Origin of the sequence: Limnohabitans sp. JirII-29 (assembly GCF_003063395.1) — a bacterium.
GTDB lineage: Bacteria > Pseudomonadota > Gammaproteobacteria > Burkholderiales > Burkholderiaceae_C > Limnohabitans.
The window spans coordinates 280,604-304,405 of the sequence record NZ_NESB01000002.1; the positions used below are offsets into that span (position 1 = coordinate 280,604).

General features: G+C 60.0%; 21 protein-coding genes. 20 read left to right on the forward strand and 1 reads right to left on the reverse strand.

Annotated features, from left to right (window positions below; all coding sequences use genetic code 11):
- Positions 1-15 precede the first annotated feature (15 nt).
- Positions 16-996 (forward strand): tripartite tricarboxylate transporter substrate binding protein, encoded by a 981-nt coding sequence (locus B9Z39_RS04130; RefSeq protein WP_100145269.1) that lies wholly within the window; start codon positions 16-18, stop codon positions 994-996.
- A gap of 65 nt (positions 997-1,061) precedes the next feature.
- Here the strand turns inward: B9Z39_RS04130 and B9Z39_RS04135 are convergent, their stop codons facing one another.
- On the reverse strand, positions 1,062-1,607 hold the full coding sequence (locus B9Z39_RS04135) for a carboxymuconolactone decarboxylase family protein (protein ID WP_100145271.1): 546 nt from the start codon (positions 1,605-1,607) through the stop codon (positions 1,062-1,064).
- Between the two features lie 109 nt (positions 1,608-1,716).
- Between B9Z39_RS04135 and dapF the strand changes: the two genes are divergently transcribed.
- The 19 genes from dapF to B9Z39_RS04230 all read left to right on the forward strand — a co-directional run bounded on the left by dapF (position 1,717) and on the right by B9Z39_RS04230 (position 23,777).
- Positions 1,717-2,598: a diaminopimelate epimerase gene (dapF, locus tag B9Z39_RS04140; protein ID WP_108300810.1), complete on the forward strand. Its 882-nt coding sequence runs from the start codon at positions 1,717-1,719 to the stop codon at positions 2,596-2,598.
- Positions 2,595-3,299, forward strand: a complete 705-nt coding sequence (locus B9Z39_RS04145; RefSeq protein WP_100145273.1) for a DUF484 family protein — start codon at positions 2,595-2,597, stop codon at positions 3,297-3,299. Before dapF ends, B9Z39_RS04145 begins: the two co-directional genes overlap by 4 nt.
- Positions 3,299-4,243, forward strand: coding sequence for a tyrosine recombinase XerC (locus B9Z39_RS04150; RefSeq protein WP_108300811.1), 945 nt, complete (start codon positions 3,299-3,301; stop codon positions 4,241-4,243). Before B9Z39_RS04145 ends, B9Z39_RS04150 begins: the two co-directional genes overlap by 1 nt.
- Positions 4,244-4,737: 494 nt before the next feature.
- Positions 4,738-5,973, forward strand: a complete 1,236-nt coding sequence (locus tag B9Z39_RS04155; RefSeq protein ID WP_108300812.1) for a class I SAM-dependent rRNA methyltransferase — start codon at positions 4,738-4,740, stop codon at positions 5,971-5,973.
- Positions 5,974-5,993: 20 nt separating this feature from the next.
- The gene (locus B9Z39_RS04160) at positions 5,994-7,088 is read left to right on the forward strand and encodes a GTP-binding protein (RefSeq protein ID WP_108300813.1); all 1,095 of its coding nucleotides are present in this window, start codon (positions 5,994-5,996) and stop codon (positions 7,086-7,088) included.
- A 207-nt stretch (positions 7,089-7,295) separates the two neighbouring features.
- Positions 7,296-8,459, forward strand: a complete 1,164-nt coding sequence (gene dksA, locus B9Z39_RS04165) for an RNA polymerase-binding protein DksA (RefSeq protein ID WP_108300814.1) — start codon at positions 7,296-7,298, stop codon at positions 8,457-8,459.
- A gap of 296 nt (positions 8,460-8,755) precedes the next feature.
- Entirely contained in the window at positions 8,756-9,184 is a 429-nt protein-coding gene (gene mraZ / locus B9Z39_RS04170) for a division/cell wall cluster transcriptional repressor MraZ (protein ID WP_100145282.1), read from the forward strand.
- A 9-nt stretch (positions 9,185-9,193) separates the two neighbouring features.
- Complete coding sequence (rsmH, locus tag B9Z39_RS04175; protein ID WP_108300815.1) at positions 9,194-10,117, forward strand: 16S rRNA (cytosine(1402)-N(4))-methyltransferase RsmH; 924 nt, start codon at positions 9,194-9,196, stop codon at positions 10,115-10,117.
- Positions 10,114-10,407, forward strand: coding sequence for a cell division protein FtsL (ftsL, locus tag B9Z39_RS04180; RefSeq protein ID WP_100145286.1), 294 nt, complete (start codon positions 10,114-10,116; stop codon positions 10,405-10,407). Before rsmH ends, ftsL begins: the two co-directional genes overlap by 4 nt.
- Entirely contained in the window at positions 10,404-12,140 is a 1,737-nt protein-coding gene (locus B9Z39_RS04185; protein ID WP_100145288.1) for a penicillin-binding protein 2, read from the forward strand. The genes ftsL and B9Z39_RS04185 overlap by 4 nt, the downstream gene beginning before the upstream one ends.
- Positions 12,140-13,711, forward strand: a complete 1,572-nt coding sequence (locus tag B9Z39_RS04190) for a UDP-N-acetylmuramoyl-L-alanyl-D-glutamate--2,6-diaminopimelate ligase (protein ID WP_108300816.1) — start codon at positions 12,140-12,142, stop codon at positions 13,709-13,711. Before B9Z39_RS04185 ends, B9Z39_RS04190 begins: the two co-directional genes overlap by 1 nt.
- Positions 13,704-15,134: a UDP-N-acetylmuramoyl-tripeptide--D-alanyl-D-alanine ligase gene (gene murF, locus B9Z39_RS04195; protein WP_108300817.1), complete on the forward strand. Its 1,431-nt coding sequence runs from the start codon at positions 13,704-13,706 to the stop codon at positions 15,132-15,134. Before B9Z39_RS04190 ends, murF begins: the two co-directional genes overlap by 8 nt.
- A complete protein-coding gene (mraY, locus tag B9Z39_RS04200; protein WP_100145294.1) occupies positions 15,125-16,303 on the forward strand; it encodes a phospho-N-acetylmuramoyl-pentapeptide-transferase in 1,179 nt (392 codons plus the stop codon). Before murF ends, mraY begins: the two co-directional genes overlap by 10 nt.
- Positions 16,304-16,310: 7 nt before the next feature.
- Positions 16,311-18,173, forward strand: coding sequence for a UDP-N-acetylmuramoyl-L-alanine--D-glutamate ligase (murD, locus tag B9Z39_RS04205; protein ID WP_108300818.1), 1,863 nt, complete (start codon positions 16,311-16,313; stop codon positions 18,171-18,173).
- Positions 18,174-18,217: 44 nt separating this feature from the next.
- Complete coding sequence (gene ftsW / locus B9Z39_RS04210) at positions 18,218-19,477, forward strand: putative lipid II flippase FtsW (RefSeq protein WP_233202526.1); 1,260 nt, start codon at positions 18,218-18,220, stop codon at positions 19,475-19,477.
- On the forward strand, positions 19,474-20,562 hold the full coding sequence (murG, locus tag B9Z39_RS04215; RefSeq protein WP_108300819.1) for an undecaprenyldiphospho-muramoylpentapeptide beta-N-acetylglucosaminyltransferase: 1,089 nt from the start codon (positions 19,474-19,476) through the stop codon (positions 20,560-20,562). Before ftsW ends, murG begins: the two co-directional genes overlap by 4 nt.
- Positions 20,559-21,965 (forward strand): UDP-N-acetylmuramate--L-alanine ligase, encoded by a 1,407-nt coding sequence (gene murC / locus B9Z39_RS04220; RefSeq protein ID WP_100145300.1) that lies wholly within the window; start codon positions 20,559-20,561, stop codon positions 21,963-21,965. Before murG ends, murC begins: the two co-directional genes overlap by 4 nt.
- A gap of 4 nt (positions 21,966-21,969) precedes the next feature.
- The gene (locus B9Z39_RS04225; protein ID WP_108300820.1) at positions 21,970-22,956 is read left to right on the forward strand and encodes a D-alanine--D-alanine ligase; all 987 of its coding nucleotides are present in this window, start codon (positions 21,970-21,972) and stop codon (positions 22,954-22,956) included.
- Complete coding sequence (locus B9Z39_RS04230; RefSeq protein ID WP_233248913.1) at positions 22,953-23,777, forward strand: cell division protein FtsQ/DivIB; 825 nt, start codon at positions 22,953-22,955, stop codon at positions 23,775-23,777. The genes B9Z39_RS04225 and B9Z39_RS04230 overlap by 4 nt, the downstream gene beginning before the upstream one ends.
- Positions 23,778-23,802: the final 25 nt, after the last annotated feature.

A 23,802-nucleotide genomic window follows, 5' to 3' on the forward strand; every position in this document is an offset into this window, starting at 1 on the left:
CTGGAGCGCCTCACCATGCAACGACGTACTTTGAAAGCTGCCCTAGGCTGTGCTTTGACTTTTGCCGCACTGAGCGTGCCGATGCTGGCTTGCGCACAAGCCTGGCCCAGCAAACAAGCCATTCGTCTGGTGGCGGTGTTCCCACCTGGGGGTTCGGTGGACCAGGTGGCGCGCATCATTGCCCAGCCGCTGTCACAGCAATTGGGGCAAACCGTGATTGTGGAAAACCGCGGCGGCGCTTCTGGCGTCATTGGCACAGCAGCCGTGGTGCAAGCCCCAGCTGATGGCTACACCTTTGCGGTGGTGTTTGACACCCACGGCGTGAACCCGAGCCTGAACCCCAGCATGCCGTTCGACAGCAAAAAAGATTTGATGCCTCTGGTGCTGGTTGGCACGTCGCCCATGGTGCTGGCCACCAACGTCAACTCCGAATACAAAACCTTTGCCGATGTGATGGCGGCGGCCAAGGCCAAAAAGAATGTGAGCTTTGGCACCATCGGCAACGGCAGCCTGGGTCACTTGGCCATGGCTTTGCTGGCCAAGGATGCCGGTGTGGAGTGGACCCACGTGCCTTACAAAGGCGGTGGTCCCTTGATGAGCGATGCGGTGGCGGGTCATGTGCCCTTGTCGATTGGTTCGGTGTTTGTGACCAAGCCCCACATTGACAGTGGCCGCATGCGCCCGTTGGCCGTGACCAGCAGCAAGCGTGCTGCTGATTTGCCCAATGTGCCCACCATCGCTGAAAACGGCTACCCCGGCTTTGAAGCACCGGCTTGGTGGGCCGTGTTGGCATCCACCAAAACGCCTCCTGAAATCACCAAGCGCATGAATGAAGAACTCAACAAAGTGCTCAAGAACCCCGAGGTGGCTAAAAAGCTAGACGCCCAAGGGATTGATGTGGCAGGTGGCACCCCAGAGCAAGCCCGTGTTTTCATTGAAAAGCAAATGAACATCTGGGCCAAGGTGGTGAAAGACAACAACATCAAAGCTGACTGAGGTCTTCTCAACCCCGATGCAAAAAGCCGCCTCAAGGCGGCTTTTGCTTTTGGACGGTGCTGCGTTCAGTGTTCTGGCGACACACCCAAGGCCACCAAAAAGCGCGCCACCATGTTGTAGGTGGCAATGGCCGTGGTCAGTTCCACCACCTCGGTGGTGTTGAAGTGAGATTGCAACTGAGCAAACAGCGCGTCATCCACTTTCACGTCCAGGGTCATTTGCGCGGCGTACTGCACCACCAAGCGGCCCACCTCGTCCAAGCCCGCATCCGTGCTGGTGCGACGTGCATCGCCTTGCACCACACGGTTCAGGGCGTCGAGTTCGGCTTGGGTGCCGCCGGCCTTGAGGAAGTCGGGCGCATGGTGGTGGTATTCGTAGGTGGCACCGGTCAACAGGGCCACGGTGCAAATGCCCAACTCGCGCAGCTTCCAGCTGGTGGGCAGGCCAGAGCGCACATTGCCCACGTAGTGGTTCCAGCCACGCGCTACGGGTTCGCTCCAAAGCAACGCGCGGTCTAAATTGATGAACTCGCCACCCCGACGCTTCAGCACAGCGTCGATCAAATCTTGGGGTTGGGGTTTTTGTTCAGGGGTCCAATCTGGAATACGCATCGTGAGGCCTCGGTTAAAACATGAATGACAAACAAGGCCGCGAGGATAAACCGCAGTGCATGTGCCGGATGACCGATGCGCGACAGCTGGGTGGCCGATAATCCACCTCATGCGAATTCGCTTCACCAAAATGCAAGGCGCAGGCAACGATTTCGTGGTCTTGGACGAGACCCGCGAACGCTTGAACCTGAGCTCCGCACACTACCGTTTCTTGGCCGATCGTCATTTTGGCGTGGGGGCCGATCAAATTCTGAGCGTGCGCCCAGCGCCGCAACCCGATGTTGACTTTGAGTACGTCATCCACAACGCCGACGGTGGCGAGGTGGAGCAGTGTGGCAACGGCTCACGCTGCTTTGTGCGCTTCGTGCGTGAGCAGGGCTTGACGGACAAAACCAGCGTGCGCGTCAAAGTGCATGGTGGCGTGATTGAGCTGCACCAACTGCCCAACGGGCAGGTCACGGTTGACATGGGGGCCCCAGTGTTTGAGGTGCAACAAGTGCCGTTTGACCCGCTGCATGCAAACGCTTTGCATGATGACAGCCCAACGTCGACCCATGCGCAAACCTGGCAACTCGCACTCAGCAATGGCGACAGCGTGGGCGTGGGTGTGGTCTCCATGGGCAACCCGCATGCCGTGCAAGTGGTGGAGAACGTGGACACTGCCCCCGTGCTGACCCAAGGTCCGTTGATAGAACACCACGCAGCGTTTCCTAGGCGCGTGAATGCGGGCTTCATGCAAATCGTCAACCGCAGCACCATCCGCTTGCGCGTGTTCGAGCGTGGTGCGGGCGAAACCTTGGCGTGTGGCACGGGTGCTTGTGCTGCTGTGGTCACGGGCATTCGTTGGGGTCTGTTAGATCCTGAAGTGCTGGTGCACACCCATGGCGGCGACCTGACCATTGCTTGGGCAGGGGGCGGCCATCCGGTGTACATGACCGGCCCCGCAACCACCGTTTTTCACGGCGAAATTAACCTACCTGATACCTTATGACTTCTTCTGCCATGAACCCGATCACCGAAGACGACATCGCCAACTTCTTGGTGAATACGCCTGATTTCTTCAATCGCCATGCCGAGTTGCTGGCTGCGGTGCGCCTGAGCAGTCCGCACGGCCAACGTGCCGTGAGTTTGCAAGAGCGTCAAGCCGAGATGCTGCGCGAAAAAATCCGTGCGCTTGAATTGCGCATGATGGACTTGATGCGCCACGGCACTGAAAACGAGGTGCTGGTGGAGCGCCAACAGCGCTGGGTCAAAACCTTGTTGATGACCACCAATGCACGTGACTTGCCCCACACCATTGCAGACCAAATTCAACACGACTTCATGGTGCCGCAAGTCGCCATCAAGGTGTGGGGGGTGGCCGACACCTTTCAGATCGAGCCTTTCGCGGTGGGTGTGAGCGATGCTGTGAAAGAATTTGCCGCAGGTTTGGCCACGCCCTATGTGGGCCTCAACACCGAGTTTGAAGCCACGCAATGGCTTGCTGAGCCGAGTGCGGCACAGTCGGTGGCCTTGATTGCCTTGCGTGCCACGCGGGTTGAAGACACGCCACAAACCGCAGCGTCAGCGCCAGTCATTGGCCTGTTGGTGTTGGCTTCACCCGACGCCCAGCGCTACCACGAGGGCATGGGCACGGCCTTCATTGAGCGCCTGGGCGACTTGGCCAGCGCCGCACTGTCTCACCTGCGCTGATGCACGCCGCACGCATGGACTGGGTTGCCCGCTACCTGGACCATGTGCGCTTTGAAAAGCGCTTGGCCGAGCGCACGCTGGCGCTTTACACCCTCGACCTGCAAAAACTTGCGGATTACGCTGCCCAAGCTGAGGTGGCGCTGGATGCGGTGCAACCCACCCACATTCGCCGCTGGGTGGCGCAAATGCACAGTGGTGGCCGCAGTGGCCGTGGCATTGCCCTGATTCTGTCGGGCTGGCGCGGCTTTTATGTCTGGATGGGACGTGAGGGCTTGATTACCAACAACCCGGTACAAGGTGTGCGTGCCCCCAAAGCCCCCAAACCTTTGCCCAAGGCCTTGAGCGTGGACGACGCGGTGCAACTTGCCGAGTACACAGGCGCATCGGCGGCGGATGATGACCCGTGGTTGCGTTGCCGTGACGCCGCCATGGTGGAGTTGCTCTACAGCTGCGGCTTGCGTGTGGGCGAACTCACGGGCCTGGACGTGCATGCCAGCACCCAAGCCAAAGGCTGGATTGATTTGCAAGCGGGTGAGGCCCATGTGTTGGGTAAAGGCAGCAAGCGTCGCAGCGTGCCAGTTGGGCGCAAAGCCCTGGACGCGTTGCAGGCTTGGTACAACGTGCGCGCCGAGGGCTTGACCCCTGCCACGGCTGAGCAGCAAGCCTTGTTCATTGGCCGTTATGGCACGCGTTTGAGTGCACAGGCCATTTGGCAGCGTTTGCGTCAGCGCAGTTTGCAAGCGGGGTTGTCCACCCCCGTTCATCCCCACATGTTGCGCCATTCGTTTGCCAGTCATGTGTTGCAGTCGAGCAGCGATTTGCGGGCGGTGCAAGAGTTGTTGGGCCACGCCAACATCAGTACCACGCAGGTGTACACGCGCTTGGACTTTCAGCATTTGGCGCAGGCGTATGACGCGGCGCATCCTCGGGCGCGTAAGAAGTAGCGCTTTGTTTTTCGTATGGTGATGGCGTGTTCTGTCGTGGCGTTTGTTCTTTGTCGAGGCGCGGTGAAGCGGGGTAGGGGCTGTGCTGCGGCTTAACGTCGCCGAAGCGCCTGATGGCGCCGCATCACAGCCCCTACCCCGCCTCACCTTTGGGTGTGCGTGATGTTCATGTGCGGTAGGTCTCATCTACTTGTGCCGGGACCCTTGAGCGGGCAGTCAAACCCCACCTCGAAGGCACGTTGGCACGGAGTTGCTTCGTGTGCTGCATCTGTGTGCGTGGCGCTTGCGAAACCGCAACACCAGCTGTAACCCGAAGCCAAGGTGTGGTGCCGGGCCCGATGCGGCGCCATCAGGCGCTTTGGCGACGTTAAGCCGCAGCGGGCCCGGCGCCGCGCCTTGGCGCAGCGAATGAAGTAAATCAACAGCAAACAACACAGAGCACAAGCGAAACAGCGCCGCAAAGCCCAATACCGAAGCAACGACAATAGCGGGCTATGAAAACGATTCGACTCAAAGACGGCAAAGAACGCTCTGCCCTCAGAAGCCACCCCTGGATTTTTGACAGCGCCATCGCCAAAGGTGGGGCTGATTCGGGCGAGACCGTGCGTGTTGAAGCCCACAGCGGCAGCTTCTTGGGCTGGGCCTCCTTCAGCCCCAGCTCCAAAATTCGTGCCCGCATCTGGAGCTTTGACGAAAGCCAACGCATTGATGCCGATTTCTTCAACGCCGCCATCCGCCGTGCCATTGCTGCGCGCAGCCGTTTTGACATCCAAAGCAATGGCCTGCGTTTGATCCACGGCGAGTCTGATGGCTTGCCCGGCCTGATCGTCGACTGTTACGACGACACCTTGGTGGCCCAGTTCCTGTCCAGCGGCACCGAGCGCTGGAAAGACGTGATTGCTGATGCCTTGCTGGCGCAAACCGGCCTTACCAAGCTGTTTGAACGTTCTGATTCGGGCGTGCGGGGTTTGGAAGGTTTGCAGCCTGTCACAGGCTGGCTGCGAGGCGAAGGGCCCACCGCCATCATCTTGCGCGAGCACGACTGGCAACTCTCGCTTGACATCGCCGAGGGCCACAAAACAGGCTTCTACTTGGACCAGCGCGACAGCCGCAAGAAGTTTGCTGACTACACCCGCCGCTTGCAGTTTCAGCGCGTGCTCAACTGCTACTGCTACACCGGGGGCTTCACGGTGGCGGCTTTGGCGGGCGGTGCGGCGCATGTCACGTCCATCGACTCATCGGGTCCCGCCATTGAACGCGCCCGTGCCAATGTGGCGCTCAATGGCTTTGAGGCCGAACGCACCACCATGATGGATGCCGACGTCAACGGCTCTTTGCGCCAGTTCCACAAAGAAGGCCGTACGTTTGACGCCATCGTGCTGGACCCTCCCAAGTTCGCGCCCTCTGCCGCGCATGCCGACCGTGCGGCGCGGGCCTACAAAGACATCAACCGCTTGGCTTTCAAAATCTTGGAGCCCGGTGGCGTGCTGTTCACCTACAGCTGTTCCGGCGGCATTGGTGCGGAGCTGTTCCACAAAATCGTGGCGTCTGCGGGCACCGATGCGCATGTGGATGGCTACATCAGCGAGCGCATGCAAGGTGCGCCCGACCACCCCATGACCTTGACTTTCCCCGAGGGCGAATACCTCAAGGGTTTGGTGGTCATGAAAGCGGCTGACCTGGTTGAAAAACCCAGTCACGCCACAATATCCAACGATTCAGTCCTCTAAAAATCACACAAGGCTCCCTCATGTTGATCCCCGCCACCATCCTGACCGGCTTTTTAGGCTCGGGCAAAACCACCCTCCTCAAGCGCGTGCTGACCGAGGCCCATGGCCAAAAAATTGCCATCATCGAAAACGAGTTTGGCGAAGAAAACATCGACAACGACATCTTGGTGTCTGACACCAACGAACAAATCATTCAAATGAGCAATGGCTGCGTGTGTTGCACCATCCGTGAAGACTTGCGCACCACCTTGCAACTGCTGGCGGCTAAAAAGCGCAAAGGCCTTCTCGACTTTGAGCGTGTGGTGATCGAGACCACTGGCTTGGCCGACCCCGGCCCCGTGGCACAAACCTTTTTCATGGATGATGAGATCGCCGAGAGCTTTCTGCTCGACTCCATCCTGACTCTGGTAGACGCCAAGCACGCCGCGCAACAGCTCAACGACCGCCAAGAGGCGCGTCGCCAAGTGGGTTTTGCCGATCAAATTTTCATCAGCAAAGCCGATCTGGTGTCACCCCAAGAGCTCGATGCCTTGCAGCACCGCTTGAAGCACATGAACCCACGCGCGCCCCAAAAGGTGGTGCATTTTGGCGAAGTGACTTTGGCCGAGGTGTTTGACCTGCGTGGCTTCAACCTCAATGCCAAGCTCGACATTGACCCCGACTTTCTGTCGGATGACGCCCACCACGAACACCACCATGGTGAGCATTGCGACCATCCCTCGCATGCCCACGACCACGACCACGCCCACCATGACCATGAGCACGGCGAACATTGCGACCACCCCTCGCATAGCCAGGGTCACCACCATCACCACGATGACGACGTGAAGAGCTTCGTCTTCAAGTCGCCGCGCCCGTTTGACCCGGCCAAGCTGGAAGACTTTTTGGGTGCCATCGTCAACATCTATGGCCCCAAAATGCTGCGCTACAAAGGCGTGCTCAACATGAAGGGCACCGACAAGAAGGTGATCTTTCAAGGTGTGCACCAGCTCATGGGCAGCGATTTGGGTCCAGACTGGGCCCCCGGTGAAGAGCGCCTGAGCAAGATGGTGTTCATTGGCATTGATTTGCCCAAAGACATCTTGATGCAGGGTTTAGAGAATTCTTTGGTTTAAAGAACTTATCGATTTTCTTCAGCTGAAAGAGTGTTCAGGCTTTGTGGCTACAATCCCGCGCGCCAGACCAAAGCCGTGCCGCGTCAGTTCTTGACTGCGGCACACAGGGTATAAAACCGGGTTTATTCAACTCAAAATGATGAAAAAAATCAGGCCTGAAACTCTTCGCACAGTCACGTGCGGCAACGGCCTGCCAGGAGACACACCGTGAACGCCCAAGCCCGCAAACCCGCTTCCAAGAAGCCTGCGCCTGCTAAAAAAGCCGGTAAAACTGGTGCAACGCCCAAAGCGGTTGCGAAGAAGATTGTGAAAAAACCTGTGCCAGCCAAAGCAGCGGCAAAGCCCGTCAAATCTGTGACGCCCAAACCCAAGCCCAAAGCGTCTGTCGTTAAAAAAGCTGCAGCGCCCAAAGCTGTGGCTAAAAAGGTCGTGACGGTCAAGCCTGTGGCAAAAAAAGCAGCGACATCTAAAGTGGCCGCCAAGCCGGTGGCCAAAAAAGCGGTGAAAGCTGCTGCGCCCAAGCCGGTAGCTGCCAAAAAAGCAGGCAAGGCAGCGCAAAAGCCTGCTGCGGCTAAAAAGCCGGTTGCCAAAACTGTTGCCGTCAAAGCACCAGCCAAAGCAGCTGTCAAACCTGCCGTGAAGGTGGCACCTGCGGCTAAAAAGCCCAAAGCTGAAAAAGTCAAGACCGCCAAAGCTGCTGCACCTGCCAAAGCGGTGGTTGCTGCCCCTGTGGTGCACGTGGTGCCCGTGATTCCTGGCTACACCCCTGTGGTGCACAAGAAAAACTCCAGAGCGGCCAAGATGGCTGCTCTGGTGCCTCCTCCGCCCGCTGCGGTGGTGGTGACCAATGCCGCCAAATCGAGCTTCATGCCGATGACCGCTCCCTCTGTTCCCTCGATCGTTCCTGTGATACCTCAAAAAGACGCCAAACTCGCCAACAATTGGAAATCTAAAACTGCTGACCAGCTCACCGATGCAGAAGTCATCGCCATGCCCGACAGTGAGTACATGAACGACATTCAAATGGCGTTCTTTCGCCTCAAGCTCTCCAAGCTGAAAGACGAAGTGCTCAGCAACGCCAGCGAAACCACTGAACATTTGCGCGAAGACACCGTGGTCACACCTGACCCCGCAGATCGCGCCACCATCGAAGAAGAACACGCGCTTGAGCTGCGCACACGTGATCGTGAGCGCAAGCTGTTGAAAAAGATCGAACAATCCATCAACCGCATTGATGCGGGTGACTACGGCTATTGCGACGAAACGGGTGAAGCGATTGGTGTGGGCCGTTTGTTGGCCCGTCCCACCGCCACTTTGTCGCTTGAAGCCCAAGAACGGCGCGAATTGAAACAAAAAATGTTCGGCGATTGATGAATTTTTTCTGTTTGCCATCAAAAGCAGGCCATTTGCCTGCTTTTTTTTCGACTCCTCACATCTTGATAAGCCACTTTTACAGGTCGTGCTAAGTGCTTAATTCGTAACGTTTTTTGAGTTTCTGTTTGCTTGTTGAAACGGCTGTAAGTCCTTGATTTCATTGAAAAAAGTTAGAAATTGCCCCGCATGATCAAGTTTTCCTGATACAGTGCAATTAAGTGCAATTAAGTGGTGAAAAGTGCCCGTCACCTTTCTCTCTTGTTTGCTGTCGCTGTTTTTTAGGAAGGTTGCCCGTGTTCCAGGGAGCTTCATCGCTGAGTCTTGACGCCAAAGGTCGTTTGTCGGTTCCGACGCGGCATCGTGACGTCTTGAGCGCGACGGCTGCCGGGCAACTCACCATCACCCGTCATCCGCATGGCTGTTTGATGGTGTTCCCGCGCCCCGAGTGGGAAAAGTTCCGCGAACGCATTGCCGCCTTGCCGATGAGTGCGCAATGGTGGAAGCGCATCTTCTTGGGCAACGCCATGGATGTGGAGATGGATGGCACGGGTCGTGTGCTGATTTCGCCTGAGCTGCGCACCGCAGCAGGTATCAGCAAAGACACCATGTTGCTTGGCATGGGCAACCACTTCGAGCTGTGGGACAAAACCACCTACGAAGCCCAGGAAGCCCAAGCCATGCAGGGCGACATGCCCGATGTCTTCAAGGAATTCTCTTTTTAAAGGCAGACGGTGGAAACGGCATGCACGCACACCACCGTTCTTTTGCGCGAAGCTGTCGAAGCCCTCGACATTCAGCCCGATGGAACGTACGTCGACGCGACCTTTGGGCGCGGGGGGCACAGCCGTTTGATCTTGTCCAAGCTCTCGCCTCAGGGGCGGTTGATTGCGTTCGACAAAGACCCCGAAGCAATTGCTGCAGCCCAGAGCATCCAAGACCCTCGTTTTTCCATCCGCCACCAAGGCTTTACCGACCTGGGCGAGTTGCCGGCGGGCTCAATCGACGGGGTGTTGATGGACTTGGGGGTCAGCTCGCCCCAGATCGACACGCCCGAGCGGGGCTTTTCATTTCGATTCGACGGTCCCCTGGACATGCGCATGGACACCACCCGTGGCCAGAGTGTGTCTGAGTGGTTGGCCGATGCAGAACTCCAACACATCGCGGAGGTGATACGTGAATATGGCGAAGAACGGTTTGCTCAACAGATTGCAAAGGCGATTGTTGCTCGCCGACAGGAACGGGGCGTGCCTACAAGCACCTCTGAACTGGCCCAGCTCGTGGCTGACACGGTCAAAACCCGCGAGCCGGGCAAGGACCCTGCAACGCGCACATTTCAGGCTTTTCGGATTTTCATCAACGCCGAGCTTGAGGAGCTGCAACAGGCGCTAGAAGCGTCGTTGCAGGTGCTGCGCACGGGAGGACGGTTGGCTGTGATCAGTTTCCATTCGTTGGAAGACCGCATCGTCAAACAATTCATCGCGAAACATTCCCGCGAGGTGTATGACCGTCGCGCACCGTTTGCCCCCCCCCAAGTCATGGCCTTTGAATCGATAGGTCGCATCAAACCCAGTGCCGAAGAAGTGGCTGCCAACCCGCGTTCGCGCAGTGCGATGCTGCGCGTGGCCAAGCGTCTGGGTGAGGGGACGCAGCCATGAGCCGCTTGAGCGTGGTGTTGTTCTTGGCGGTGCTGCTGAGTGCTTTGTACTTGGTGCGCACCCAGTATGAATCGCGCTCGCTCACCACCGAACTCGATCGCGCCACCAGCGAGGCCCGTCGCCTAGAAATTGAGTACGACCGCCTCGACGTGGAGCGTCGCGCCCAAGCCACGCCGCTGCGCGTGGAAAAACTGGCGCGTGAACAGTTGCGCATGCGCACCATCACCCCCGCCATCACCCAATACGCCACCGTGCCCGGATTGGCTGCTTCAGCGCAGGTGCAGCCATGAGCAGCCGCAGCGTGCAGTACGCCACCAGCCCCTTGTTGGCCAGCAAGACGCCTGTTTGGCGCAGCCAGTTTGTGGTGGCCTGCATTGCTTTGGGCTTTATTGGTCTGGTGGCTCGCGCAGCCTATGTGCAGGTGATCGACAACGCCTTCTTCAAGCGTCAAGGTGCTGTGCGTTTCATTCGCACCTTGGACTTGCCGGCCAACCGCGGACGCATTCTGGACCGCAATGGCCACATCCTGGCCTCCAGCGTGCCTGTGCCCAGTATTTGGGCCAGCCCGGAAGATGTGGAGCGCGACCCAGTCAAGCTCAAGGCTTTGGCCAAATTGTTGGGCATGAGCCAGGCTGAACTCGATAAAAAATTGCAAGACGAAGACAAGAACTTTGTCTGGGTCAAGCGTCAGGTGGACGCTTCGGTAGCGAAAGAGATTGAGGCGCTCAAAATCAAAGGCGTCTACGCCCGCAAAGAATACAAGCGCATCTACCCCGAAGGCGAGGCGGTGGCCCATGTGGTGGGCTTTACCAACGTGGAAAACTTGGGGCAAGAGGGTGTGGAGCTGACCTTCAACAAAGAGCTCGGTGGCAAAGCCGGCTCGCGTCGCGTCATCAAAGACCGCTTGGGCCGCGTGGTGGAAGACATCGGTGAAATGGTGCCCCCCATTGATGGTCGTGACTTGGAGTTGAGCATCGACAGCAAGGTGCAGTACTTTGCCTACGAAAAAATCAAAGAAGCGGTGATCAACAACAAAGCGGCGGCAGGCAGCGTGGTGGTGTTGGACATCAAGACCGGCGAAATTCTGGCGCTCACCAACTACCCCAGTTACTCCCCAGACAAGCGCGGCAACTTGAGCGGCGCACAGTTGCGCAACCGCGCGTTGACCGACACGTTCGAGCCCGGCTCCACCATGAAGCCACTGGTCATTGGGTTGGCGCTGGAAAAAGGCATCGTCAAGCCCGAGACCATGATCCAAACCGCACCGGGCAAATTGCAAATAGGCACTGCCGTGATCTCGGACTCACACGCCCACGGCTTGCTCAGCGTGAACGAAGTCATTCAGAAATCCAGCAACATCGGCACGGTCAAGATTGCGCTGCAAATGCAGCCCCACGACATGTGGGAAGTGTTCACCCAAGTGGGCTTGGGGCAAAAACCGCAAGTGCCTTTCCCCGGTGCTGTCTCTGGCAAGGTGCGGGCCTACAAAACCTGGAAGCCCATTGAACAAGCCACCATGAGTTACGGCTACGGTTTGTCGGCCAGTTTGTTCCAACTCGCGCAGGCCTACAGCGTGTTTGCGCGCGACGGCGAGCTGATTCCGGTGAGCTTGCTCAAAACCCACGACAACATCAGCGGTGCACGCGTGTTCTCGGTGGCCAACGCCACGGCGGTGCGACACATGTTGCACTTGGTCACGGGCCCGGGTGGCACCGCCATGAAAGCCCAGACCATGGGCTACTCTGTGGGTGGCAAAACCGGCACCGCACACAAGGTGGAAGGCAAGGGCTACGCCGGCAAAAAATACCGAGGCTTCTTTGTGGGCATCGCGCCCATTGACAACCCACGCATCGTGGTCGCTGTGATGGTGGACGAACCCACCAATGGCTTGTACTTCGGTGGTGATGTAGCGGCTCCTGTGTTCAGCCAAACCGTGCAACAGACCTTGCGCATGATGGGCGTGCAGCCCGACATGGCGGTCAAGCCCCAAGTGGTGGCCAAGGCTGAGAAGGAGGAGTTTTGATGCGACACCTCCACAGCCCCCAAGAAGCCGCGCAATGGCTGCACACCCAAGTGCGCGGTGTGCTGCACACCGACAGCCGACGCGTGACCCCAGGTGATGGCTTCATCGCCTGGCCGGGTGCTGCTAGCGATGGCCGCCGCCACGTGCCAGCGGCCCTGAAACAGGGCGCGGCAGCTTGCTTGGTCGAGCGCTCCGGCGTGGAGGCTTTCAGCGACACATTCGCTACGGCCGCCATCACCACCACATCAGACGCCATCGCCAGCTACACCGATTTGAAAGCCGCCAGCGGCCCCATCGCTGCGGCCTATTACGAACAACCCAGCCAAGCGCTGGATGTGCTGGCCATCACGGGCACCAACGGCAAAACCTCCACCGCTTGGTGGTTGGCCCATGCCCTGGGGCGTGTGGGACAGCGCTGTGCCGTGGTGGGCACCTTGGGCGTGGGTGAGTTGGACCAACTCGAAGTCACGGGCATGACCACGCCAGACCCCGTGTTGCTGCAAGCACGCTTGCGCGACATGGTCACGCGTGGTGTGCAGGCTTGTGCCATTGAGGCCTCGTCCATTGGGTTGGCCGAATACCGCCTGGATGGCACCCAGGTGCGCGTGGCCCTGTTCACCAATTTCACGCAAGACCATCTCGACTACCACGGCAGCATGGCCCGCTACTGGCAGGCCAAAGCTGCCTTGTTCGACTGGCCGGGCTTGGCCGCAGCCGTGGTCAACACCGACGACCCACACGGTGCGCAACTGGCGCAGCAACTCAGTCAACGTGACGATGTGGCGTTGTGGACAGTGGGTATCGTCAAGGATGCAATGCAAGCCGATGCGCTTGGGGCTGCATCGCAAGTACGCCATGTCGAGGGGATGCAGCCAGTGCGTCATGTGCAGGCAACGCGGGTGCGTCACGGCGCGCGCGGTTTGAGTTTTGAGGTGGTCGAGGGTGACCACAGCCTTACGTTGCACACCGCGCTGGTGGGCCACTACAACGTGAGCAATCTGCTGGGCGTCATCGCTGGCCTGCGCGCCTTGGGCCACAGCTTGGCCGATGCGGTGCAAGCCTGTGCCGATTTGCCTGCCGTGCCAGGACGCATGCAAGTGGTGGGTCATGCCGACCAACCCTTGGTGGTGGTGGACTACGCCCATACCCCTGATGCCGTGACGCAAGCACTCCATGCGCTGCGTCCCCTGGCCCAAACCCGAGGCGGTGCCCTGGTGTGCGTGTTGGGTTGTGGCGGTGACCGCGACAGCGCCAAGCGTCCCTTGATGGCTGCTGCTGCCGAACAGCATGCCGACCGCGTGGTGCTGACCAGCGACAACCCGCGTAGCGAAGATCCCCAAGTCATTCTGGCGCACATGCGGGCAGGCTTGACGCAACCCCATGCTGCGCAACACATCCTAGACCGTGGCCAAGCCATTGCCGCTGCGGTCGGCCAAGCGCGTGCGCACGATGTGGTGCTGGTGGCGGGCAAAGGCCACGAAGATTACCAAGAAGTGCAGGGCGTCAAACTGCCTTTCAGCGACGTGGTCCAAGCCCAAGCAGCTTTGCAGCAGTGGAGGGCGCATGTCTGACATGAACCTCAGCCTGCAACGCATCGCCAGTTGGTTGCCCGGCGCTCGTGTGTGTGGCGATCCCACAGTGTGTGTGCAGCGCGTGCACACCGACAGCCGAAGCTTGCAAGCGGGCGACTTGTTTGTGGCCCTGCAAGGTGAACGTTTTGATGCCCACGACTTCTTGCCCCAGGTCGCAGCCAGCGGTGCCGTGGCCGCGTTGGCCCAGCACGGGCTGGAGGCGGCACAACTGCCGGGTGTCGAAGTGCCAGACAGCCGCCGTGCGCTGGGCCAACTGGCGCAAGGCTGGCGTGCTCAGTTTGACTTGCCCCTGATTGCCGTGACCGGCAGCAACGGCAAAACCACCGTGACCCAAATGATTGCCAGCATCTTGCGTGCAGGGTGGGGCGACGCGGCCTTGGCCACCCAAGGCAATTTGAACAACGACATCGGCGTGCCGCAAACTTTGCTGCGCTTGCGCGCACACCATCGCTGCGCAGTGGTGGAGCTGGGCATGAACCACCCAGGTGAAATTGCTGGCTTGGCCGCCATGGCGCAGGCGAGTGTGGCCTTGGTCAACAACGCCCAGCGCGAGCACCAGGAATTCATGGCCACGGTAGAAGCCGTGGCGCAAGAAAACGGGGCTGCCATCAGCGCCTTGCCCGACACGGGCGTGGCGGTGTTTCCGGCGCACGACACCTACACGCCCTTGTGGCAAAACTTGGCAGGCGCACGCCGCTGCATGCGCTTTGCCATGCACAGCCCGCACGCAGGTGAAGCCGCTGCCGAGGTGGTCTTGCGTCATGCGGTTTGGGCCAACGACCACTGGGCGGTTGAAGTGCAAACCCCAGCGGGCCTCATGACCACCCAATTGCACATTGCCGGTCGCCACAACGTGGGTAATGCCTTGGCAGCCACCGCGTGCGCCTTGGCCGCAGGTGTGGCACTGGATGTGATTGCCCAAGGCCTGTCGGCGTTCGAGCCCGTCAAAGGCCGTTCACGCGCCTTTGGTGTGGTGTGCCAAGGCCGTGCGATCACTGGCGTCGATGACACCTACAACGCCAACCCTGACTCGGTGCGTGCCGCCATTGAGGTGCTGGCCGAGTTGCCTGGGCCCCATTTGCTGGTGCTGGGCGACATGGGCGAAGTGGGTACACAAGGCCCCGAGTTTCATCAAGAGGTAGGTCACCACGCACAGGCTTGCGGTATTGAACACTTGCTGTGCCTGGGTGAGTTGGCGGCCTTCAGTGCCCAGGCCTATGGTCCGGGCGCACAACACTTTTCACACATCGACGCCTTGACAGCCCAGGTGTTGCAGCAACTGCCGCACTTGGGGAGTGTGCTGGTCAAAGGCTCGCGCTTCATGAAGATGGAACGTGTGGTCGACGCCATCCAAACCTGTCACGACAACAAAAACAACAAGGAGTCTTCCCCATGCTGCTGACACTGGCCCAATGGCTGCAAACCCTCTCACCCGAGTTCGGTTTTTTTCGTGTCTTTCAGTACATCACCTTCCGCGCGGTGATGGCGGCGGTGACGGCGTTGTTGATTGGTTTGATTGCTGGCCCGGCGGTGATCCGTCGCTTGGCGGCGTTGAAGATTGGGCAACCCATCCGTGAGTACGCCATGCAAAGCCACTTGGTGAAAAGTGGCACGCCTACCATGGGCGGCGTGTTGATCTTGATTGGCATCGCGGTGTCCACCCTGCTGTGGGCCGACTTGAGCAACCGCTTTGTCTGGATCGTGATGATCGTCACCTTTGGCTTTGGTGCCATTGGCTGGGCCGATGACTGGCGCAAGGTGGTGCGCAAAGACCCCGAGGGCATGCCTTCGCGTGAAAAATACCTGTGGCAATCCTTGATCGGTTTGTTGGCGGCGCTGTACTTGGTGTTCAGCATTTCCGAGAGCAACAACCTGCGTGTGCTGGAGTTGTTTTACTCCTGGGTCAAGTCGGGCTTTGACGTGAACCTGCCACCCAAAGCGGGCTTGTTGTTGCCCTTCATCAAAGAGGTCAGCTATCCGCTGGGCGTGTTTGGCTTTGTGATCATGACTTATCTGGTCATCGTCGGTTCGAGCAATGCAGTCAACTTGACCGACGGGCTGGACGGCTTGGCCATCATGCCGGTGGTGATGGTGGGTTCGGCCTTGGGCGTGTTTGCCTATGTGACGGGCAGTTCGGTGTATTCGAAGTACCTGCTGTTTCCCTACATCCCGGGCTCCGGCGAGTTGATGATTTTCTGCGCTGCCATGGCTGGCGCTGGCTTGGCATTTTTGTGGTTCAACACCCATCCCGCGCAGGTGTTCATGGGTGACGTGGGGGCATTGGCCCTGGGTGGCGCTTTGGGCACCATTGCGGTCATCGTGCGGCAAGAAATTGTGCTGGCCATCATGGGTGGCATCTTTGTGGTCGAGGCCTTGTCGGTCATGCTGCAAGTGAGCTACTTCAAATACACCAAGAAAAAATTTGGCGAAGGTCGTCGTATTTTGAAGATGGCTCCGTTGCACCACCACTTTGAAAAGACCGGTTGGAAAGAAACCCAGGTCGTGGTGCGCTTTTGGATCATCACCATGCTGCTGTGCCTGGTGGGCTTGTCGACCTTGAAGCTGAGGTAAAACGACGATGCTGCAACTCCACAACCAATCGGTGCTGATTCTGGGCCTGGGTGACTCCGGCCTGGCGATGGCGCGTTGGTGCGTGCGCTGCGGCGCACAGGTGCAGGTGGTGGATACCCGCGAGGCACCGCCTCAGTTGGCCGTGTTGCGCGCCGAGTTGCCGCAGGTCCGCTTCCTTCACAGCGCTTTCGCGGCCAGCTTGGTCGACGGCCAAGACGTGCGTGCCGTGTTCAAAAGCCCTGGCCTGTCGCCCGAGTCGGTGGCCCCTGTGTGGCAAGCGGCGCAGGCCGCAGGCCTGTGGGTCGGGACCGAGTTGACCTTGTTTGCCCAGGCCTTGCACGACTTGCAAAGCACCCAGGCTTACCACCCCAAAGTGTTGGCTATCACCGGGACCAATGGCAAAACCACGGTCACCTCGCTCACCGGTCAGCTGGCGGAGCGTGCGGGCTTGCGTGTGGCGGTGGCGGGCAATATTGGCCCCACCTTGCTTGACACCTTGGCGCAGGCCCTCGACCAAGCCGCTGCCGATGAGGCTGTGGCTCAGCAAGCGGCACAGGCGCAAGCGGCCAAAGAGCAAGCCGAGTTGGATGCTCAGCAGGCCACACAGCGGGAGGCTGACGCACAGGCTGCGAATCTGGCTGCCCAGCAGCAGGCGCAACTAGAGGCCGAACAAGTTGCGGCCCATGAAGCGCTGGCCGATCACGACGCACAGCACACAACCCCCGCTTTGGATGCACAAGGCGAGCTGTTGCCCGACGCTGCGCCCGAAGCGGACGCAGCGTCCGAGGCCGCCCAGGACGACGCGCCCTACGAGGTGGACTTGCCACCTTTGGTGCCGCCGCCACCGCCTCCTGCCGATCACCCCTACTTGCCGCAGGTGTGGGTGCTGGAGTTGTCGAGCTTTCAGCTCGACGGCGTGGATAACTTTCAACCCACCGCAGCCACCGTGCTCAATGTCAGCCAAGACCACCTGGACTGGCATGGCGACATGCGTGCCTATGGCGCAGCCAAGGCACGCATCTTTGGCGCCCAAGGCCTCATGGTGCTCAACCGCGAAGACGCGGCGGTGATGGCGATGTTGCCGGAACCGGTGCGCGTCAAATTGCAACGACCTCAGGTGCGTGCCCATGTCACCTTTGGTGGCGACTTGCCGCAGCGCCCGGGTGACTACGGCATTGAAAACATGAACGGCATGACCTGGCTGGTGCGTGCCTTGGAAGCTGACGAGACCCGCCGCAAGAAGCGCGTCAGCAGCCCGGAAGATGAAGAAGAAATTCACATTCAGCGTTTGATGCCTGCTGATGCCTTGCGCATCCGTGGCCGTCACAACGCTTTGAATGCCTTGGCCGCGTTGGCCTTGGCCAGCAGCACCGGTGCCAGTTTGGCCCCCATGCTGTACGGCTTGCGCGAATACAGCGGCGAGCCGCATCGCGTGGAATCTGTCACGGTGCTGCAAGACGTGGCGTACTTTGACGACAGCAAGGGCACCAACGTGGGTGCCACGGTGGCCGCCATTCAAGGCTTGGGCGCTGAGCGCCGTTTGGTGGTGATTCTGGGTGGCGACGGCAAAGGCCAGGACTTCGCGCCGCTGTTGAACCCGGTCCGCCATCATGCACGTGCGGTGGTGTTGATTGGCCGTGACGCGCCTGCGCTGCGCGCGGCCTTGCAAGACAGCGGCGTGCCTTTGCATGACGCCGCCTCGTTGCCCGAGGCCGTGAACCTGTGCCACCAGTTGGCGCAGTCTGGCGATGCGGTGTTGTTGTCGCCTGCATGTGCCAGCCTGGACATGTTCCGCAACTACGCCCATCGGGCGCAGGTGTTTGTCGATGCGGTGCAGGCGTTGGCTATTGAACACGGAGGTGCCCTATGACGGCAACCACCCTGGGCCTCAAACAGGGCATGGGCGCGCGCTTCATGCAACGCATCAACGCGCGCATGGGCCGCTTGCTGGGTGCCGAGCCCGATGCTGGCTTAGACGCCTTGCCCGTGCGTGTGCATGGCACCGAGTTCACCCGCACCGGGGCATCCCCCGTGCACGTCAAAGGCTTTGATCAACCCTTGGTGTGGGTCACCTTTGCGTTGTTGATGGTGGGCTTGGTGATGGTCTATTCGGCCTCCATCGCCATGCCCGACAACCCACGCACCGGCGGTTACTACACCCAAACCCATTTCTTGATTCGTCACACCTTGTCGCTGTTTGTGGCGTTTGTCGCAGCGCTGCTCGCGTTTCAGGTGCCGCTCAACACCTGGGAGCGCGTGGCGCCGTGGGTGTTCATCGTCTCCATCGTGCTGTTGATGGCGGTGTTGATGCCCTTCATTGGCAAGGCGGTCAATGGCGCACGACGCTGGATCGGTTTGGGCTTCATGAACTTCCAGCCTTCGGAGTTGGCCAAGTTTGGGGTGCTGCTGTATGCCGCCAACTACATGGTGCGCAAGATGGAAGTGAAGGAGAAATTCTTCAAAGCCGTCACACCCATGGGCGCAGCGGTCTTCATCGTGGGTTTGTTGCTGCTGGCCGAGCCTGACATGGGGGCCTTCATGGTGATTGCGGTCATTGCCATGGGCATCTTGTTCTTAGGCGGCGTGAATGCCCGCATGTTTTTCTTGATTGCCACCGCCTTGATTGGCGTGTTCGGTTTGATCATTGCTTCGTCCGAGTGGCGACGCGAACGTATCTTTGCCTACCTCGATCCCTGGAGCATGGAGCATGCGCTGGGCAAGGGCTACCAGCTCTCGCACTCGCTGATTGCCATTGGTCGGGGCGAAATTTTTGGCGTGGGTTTGGGTGGCAGCGTGGAAAAGCTGCACTGGTTGCCCGAAGCCCACACCGACTTCTTGTTGGCCGTGATTGGCGAAGAGTTTGGCTTTGTCGGCGTGGTGGCCATCATTGCCATGTTCATGTGGTTGACACGCCGCATCATGTACATCGGTCGCCAAGCTATCGCCATGGACCGCGTGTTTGCCGGTCTGGTGGCACAAGGCGTGGGCATTTGGATGGGTTTTCAGTCCTTCATCAACATCGGGGTGAACCTCGGGGCCTTGCCCACCAAAGGCCTGACCCTGCCGCTCATGAGTTACGGCGGCTCCGCCATCTTGCTCAACCTCATCGCCATCGCCGTGGTGCTGAGGGTGGACTACGAAAACCGCGTGCTCATGCATGGAGGTCGTCTATGACGAACTCACCTCGCACGGCTTTGGTCATGGCAGGTGGCACGGGCGGTCACATCTTCCCGGGTTTGGCCGTGGCCGAGTTGCTGCGCAGCCAAGGCTGGCGCGTGCATTGGCTGGGTGCGCCTGCACCGAGCATGGAGAGCCAGTTGGTGCCGCCACGTGGTTTGGCTTTCGAGACGGTGCAGTTCTCGGGTGTGCGTGGCAAAGGCTTGGCCACCCTGGCCCGGTTGCCGTTCAAGTTGGCACGTGCCTTCTGGCAAAGCCTGTGTGTGATGCGCCGTGTCAAACCCGACGTGGTGGTGGGCCTGGGTGGCTACATCACCTTCCCAGCCGGTTTGATGGCTGCACTGTGCGGCAAGCCCCTGGTGTTGCACGAGCAAAACTCGGTGGCAGGCATGGCCAACCAAGTGTTGGCACGTGTGGCTCAGCGGGTGTTCAGCGCCTTCCCCGGCGTGATGCCCAAAGCCGAATGGGTGGGCAATCCTTTGCGCGCCGGGTTTGTCAGCCAGCCCACGCCTGCCGAGCGCTTTGCCCATCGCAGCGGGCCTCTGCGTGTGCTGGTGGTGGGTGGCAGCTTGGGCGCTCAGGCCTTGAACACCTTGGTGCCGCAAGCCTTGGCTTTGATTCCTGTGAGCGAGCGCCCACAGGTGATCCATCAAAGCGGTGCCCAACAAATTGACGCGCTGCGCGAGGCCTATGCCGAGGCGGGCGTGCAAGCCGAACTCACACCTTTCATCGACGACACCGCGCAGGCATTTGCCGACGCCGATCTGGTGATTGCACGCGCAGGCGCGAGCACCGTGACCGAACTGGCCGCCGTGGGTGTGGCTGCCATCTATGTGCCGTTCCCGCATGCGGTGGACGACCACCAAACCACCAATGCTCGCTTCTTGGTTGATGCGGGTGGCGGCTGGTTGATTGCGCAATCGCAACTGGCGCCACAAGACTTGGCCAACCGTTTGCAATTTTTGACACGACGCACGCTGTTGGCGTGCGCAGAGAAGGCTTATGCCATGAGAAAAGTGGACGCCGCCCAGACCGTGGTGACTGCCTGCCATGCCTTGGCAGGCCAAGGGGGGGCACGATGAAACACGCCATTCGACACATCCATTTCGTGGGCATCGGTGGTGCCGGCATGAGCGGCATTGCCGAGGTGTTGCTGAACCTGGGCTACGTGGTGTCGGGCTCCGACTTGTCGGACAGTGCGGCCCTCAAGCGTCTGCATGCCTTGGGCATTCAAACCCATGTGGGCCATGCCGCCACGCACATTGAAGGCGCCGATGCGGTGGTGACCTCGACCGCCGTGCAAGCCGACAACCCCGAGGTGGTGGCGGCCCACGCCAAACTCATTCCAGTGGTCCCGCGTGCTGTGATGCTGGCCGAGTTGATGCGCTTGAAGCAAGGCGTGGCCATTGCAGGCACCCACGGCAAAACCACCACCACCAGCTTGGTGGCCAGTGTGCTGGCCGAAGCCGGCATGGACCCGACGTTTGTGATTGGCGGGCGTCTCAACAGCGCCGGGGCCAATGCCAAGTTAGGGTCTGGTGAGCACATCGTGGTGGAGGCCGACGAGTCGGACGCCTCGTTCTTGAACTTGTTGCCTGTGATGGCGGTGGTCACCAACATCGACGCCGACCACATGGACACCTACGGCCACGACTTCAACCGTTTGAAGGCCGCGTTTGTCGAGTTCTTGCACCGCATGCCGTTTTACGGCGCGGCCATTTTGTGCACCGACGACGCGGCTGTGCGCAGCATCTTGCCCGAGGTGTCGCGTCCCATCACCAGCTACGGCTTCAACGAACAAGCCCAAGTGCGTGCAGTGAATGTGCAGGCCGACAACGGTCGCATGCGCTTCACCGTGCAACGGCGCAATGGCGTGACCTTGCCCGATCTGGACATCACCCTCAACCTGGCGGGCGAGCACAACGTGCTCAATGCCTTGGCCGCCATCGCGGTGGCGGTGGAGCTGAACGTGCCCGATGCTGCGGTGGTCAAAGCCTTGGCCGAGTTCAAAGGCGTGGGCCGGCGCTTCCAGCGCCATGGCGAGGTGGCGGCTAAACACGGTGGCCACTTCACCTTGATCGAAGACTATGGCCACCACCCCGTCGAGTTGGCGGCCACTTTGGCTGCTGCCCGTGGCGCTTTCCCAGGTCGACGCTTGGTGCTGGCGTTTCAGCCGCACCGCTACACCCGCACCCGTGACTGCTTTGAAGACTTTGTGCAAGTCATGGCGCGCGCCGATGTGCTGTGGTTGTCTGAAATTTACGCCGCAGGCGAAGCGCCGATTCCCGCAGCCGATGGTCGGGCCTTGTCACGCGCCATGCGTGTGGCGGGCCATGAGGCCTTGGTCTTCGTGGATGACATTCAAAAAATGGCCCAAGTCATTGTCGACAACGCCCAAGACGGCGATGTGGTGATGTGCATGGGCGCAGGCTCGATCGGTCAGGTGCCCGCCCAGGTGCTGGCGCTGACCCTAACCCAGAGTTGATGGCATGAACCGCGTGAATCCAACATTCGATGTGCAAACCGCCAAGGTGGCGGTGTTGATGGGCGGCCTGTCGGCAGAGCGCGAGGTCTCGCTCATGTCGGGCAGTGGCGTGCTCAAGGCTTTGCAATCCAAAGGCGTGAATGCCCTGGCCTTTGACCCGGCCGAGCGCAGCTTGGATGCGTTGAAGCGTGAGGGCTTCACCCACTGTTTCATCGCGCTGCATGGCCGCTATGGCGAAGACGGCTCGGTGCAAGGTGCGCTGGAGTTGCTGGGCATTCCCTACACCGGCTCGGGCGTGATGGCGTCGGCCATGGCCATGGACAAGGTGATGACCAAGCGCGTGTGGACCGCGGTGGGTTTGTCCACCCCCGGCTATGTGTGGCTGGATGCCGATGAACAAACGCCCGATAAAGTGGCCGCCATTCCTGCGCAACTGGGCTTGCCGTTGATCGTCAAGCCGCCGCGTGAAGGCTCATCCATTGGCATGACCAAGGTCACCGATGCCGCGCAGATGGCAGACGCTGCGGCCCTCGCCACACGTTACGACCCCGATTTGTTGTGCGAAGAATTCATCACCGGTGAAGAGTTGACCTGTCCCGTGCTTGGCAGCGGTGCGACCGCCTACGCTTTGCCCGTGGTGCGCATTGCCGCGCCTGATGGCGCGTACGACTACAACCACAAGTACTTCACCGATGACGTGAAGTACCACTGCCCCAGTGGTTTGCCTGCTGACGAAGAGCGTGACGTGCAGCGCTTGGTGGTGGCGGCTTACCGCGCCCTGGGCTGTCGTGGCTGGGGCCGCGCCGACATCATGCTGCGTGCCAGTGACCGCAAACCCTTTTTGCTGGAGATGAACACCTCACCCGGCATGACCAGCCATTCGCTGGTGCCCATGTCTGCACGTGCTGCGGGCATCAGCTACGAAGAGCTGTGCTTGAAGCTGCTGGCCAGTGCCACGCTTGATCACCCAGGAACTGCCTCACGTCTATGAGCACCCGCTACACCACCCACATGCGCCCGCGCCCCGAGGTTGACACCTCGGTGGTGGTGCCATTGGACGTGCGTTTGATGCATGTGGCGTCGTCGCTCATGTTCGTCGCCGTGGTGGTGTGCGCTTTGGCCGCAGGGGTGTGGGCGCTGGTGCGCTTGCCAGCGTTTGCCCTGAACGGCATCACCGTGCTGGGAGATGTGGAGCACAACAACGCCGTGACTTTGCGTGCCAATGTGGCGGCGCGTTTGACGGGTAATTTTTTCACCGCCGATTTGGCTCGGGTGCGCGCTGCCTTTGAAGCCGTGCCTTGGGTGCGCAGCGCCAGTGTGGCGCGTGAGTTTCCCAACCGTTTGCGCGTGACCTTGCAAGAGCACAGCCCCGTGGCGTATTGGGGCGACGACGGCGAGTCGCGCATGGTCAACAGCTACGGCGAAGTGTTTGAGGCCAATGTGGGCGAGTTGGACGACGAAAAGATGCCGCGCTTGCGCGGGCCAGACAGCCAGTCGCAGCAGGTGCTGGCGATGTACCGCACTTTAGCCCCGGTTTTTTCGGAGCTGACTTTGGCGCTGGAGAGTTTGGAGTTGACAGGGCGTGGCAGTTGGCGCGCTCGGGTGGCGCACGGCGCCGTGATCGAGTTAGGCCGTGGCAGCACGGCAGAGGTGATGGTGCGCATGCAACGGTTGGCTCAAACCCTGGTGCAAGCGACAAGCAAGTTGGGACGCAAGGTGACAGCCATTGAATCGGCTGACCTGCGTTACGACAACGGTTATGCGCTTCGGCTGCGCGGAGTGAGCACGACAGACGTGCCCGCTGTGCGTTGACGGGTGGAGCAAGAGTAGAGAAAGA

Excerpts from the sequence above, each read along its gene's own strand:
- B9Z39_RS04135 (WP_100145271.1), bottom strand. The coding sequence starts at position 1,607 with ATGCGTATTCCAGATTGGACCCCTGAACAAAAACCCCAACCCCAAGAT.
- murC (WP_100145300.1), top strand. The coding sequence starts at position 20,559 with ATGAAACACGCCATTCGACACATCCATTTCGTGGGCATCGGTGGTGCC.
- ftsL (WP_100145286.1), top strand. The coding sequence starts at position 10,114 with ATGAGCCGCTTGAGCGTGGTGTTGTTCTTGGCGGTGCTGCTGAGTGCT.
- B9Z39_RS04155 (WP_108300812.1), top strand. The coding sequence starts at position 4,738 with ATGAAAACGATTCGACTCAAAGACGGCAAAGAACGCTCTGCCCTCAGA.
- B9Z39_RS04150 (WP_108300811.1), top strand. The coding sequence starts at position 3,299 with ATGCACGCCGCACGCATGGACTGGGTTGCCCGCTACCTGGACCATGTG.
- B9Z39_RS04160 (WP_108300813.1), top strand. The coding sequence starts at position 5,994 with ATGTTGATCCCCGCCACCATCCTGACCGGCTTTTTAGGCTCGGGCAAA.
- B9Z39_RS04185 (WP_100145288.1), top strand. The coding sequence starts at position 10,404 with ATGAGCAGCCGCAGCGTGCAGTACGCCACCAGCCCCTTGTTGGCCAGC.
- murG (WP_108300819.1), top strand. The coding sequence starts at position 19,474 with ATGACGAACTCACCTCGCACGGCTTTGGTCATGGCAGGTGGCACGGGC.
- B9Z39_RS04230 (WP_233248913.1), top strand. The coding sequence starts at position 22,953 with ATGAGCACCCGCTACACCACCCACATGCGCCCGCGCCCCGAGGTTGAC.
- dapF (WP_108300810.1), top strand. The coding sequence starts at position 1,717 with ATGCGAATTCGCTTCACCAAAATGCAAGGCGCAGGCAACGATTTCGTG.
- ftsW (WP_233202526.1), top strand. The coding sequence starts at position 18,218 with ATGCAACGCATCAACGCGCGCATGGGCCGCTTGCTGGGTGCCGAGCCC.
- B9Z39_RS04225 (WP_108300820.1), top strand. The coding sequence starts at position 21,970 with ATGAACCGCGTGAATCCAACATTCGATGTGCAAACCGCCAAGGTGGCG.
- B9Z39_RS04190 (WP_108300816.1), top strand. The coding sequence starts at position 12,140 with ATGCGACACCTCCACAGCCCCCAAGAAGCCGCGCAATGGCTGCACACC.
- B9Z39_RS04130 (WP_100145269.1), top strand. The coding sequence starts at position 16 with ATGCAACGACGTACTTTGAAAGCTGCCCTAGGCTGTGCTTTGACTTTT.
- murD (WP_108300818.1), top strand. The coding sequence starts at position 16,311 with ATGCTGCAACTCCACAACCAATCGGTGCTGATTCTGGGCCTGGGTGAC.
- B9Z39_RS04145 (WP_100145273.1), top strand. The coding sequence starts at position 2,595 with ATGACTTCTTCTGCCATGAACCCGATCACCGAAGACGACATCGCCAAC.
- mraY (WP_100145294.1), top strand. The coding sequence starts at position 15,125 with ATGCTGCTGACACTGGCCCAATGGCTGCAAACCCTCTCACCCGAGTTC.
- murF (WP_108300817.1), top strand. The coding sequence starts at position 13,704 with ATGTCTGACATGAACCTCAGCCTGCAACGCATCGCCAGTTGGTTGCCC.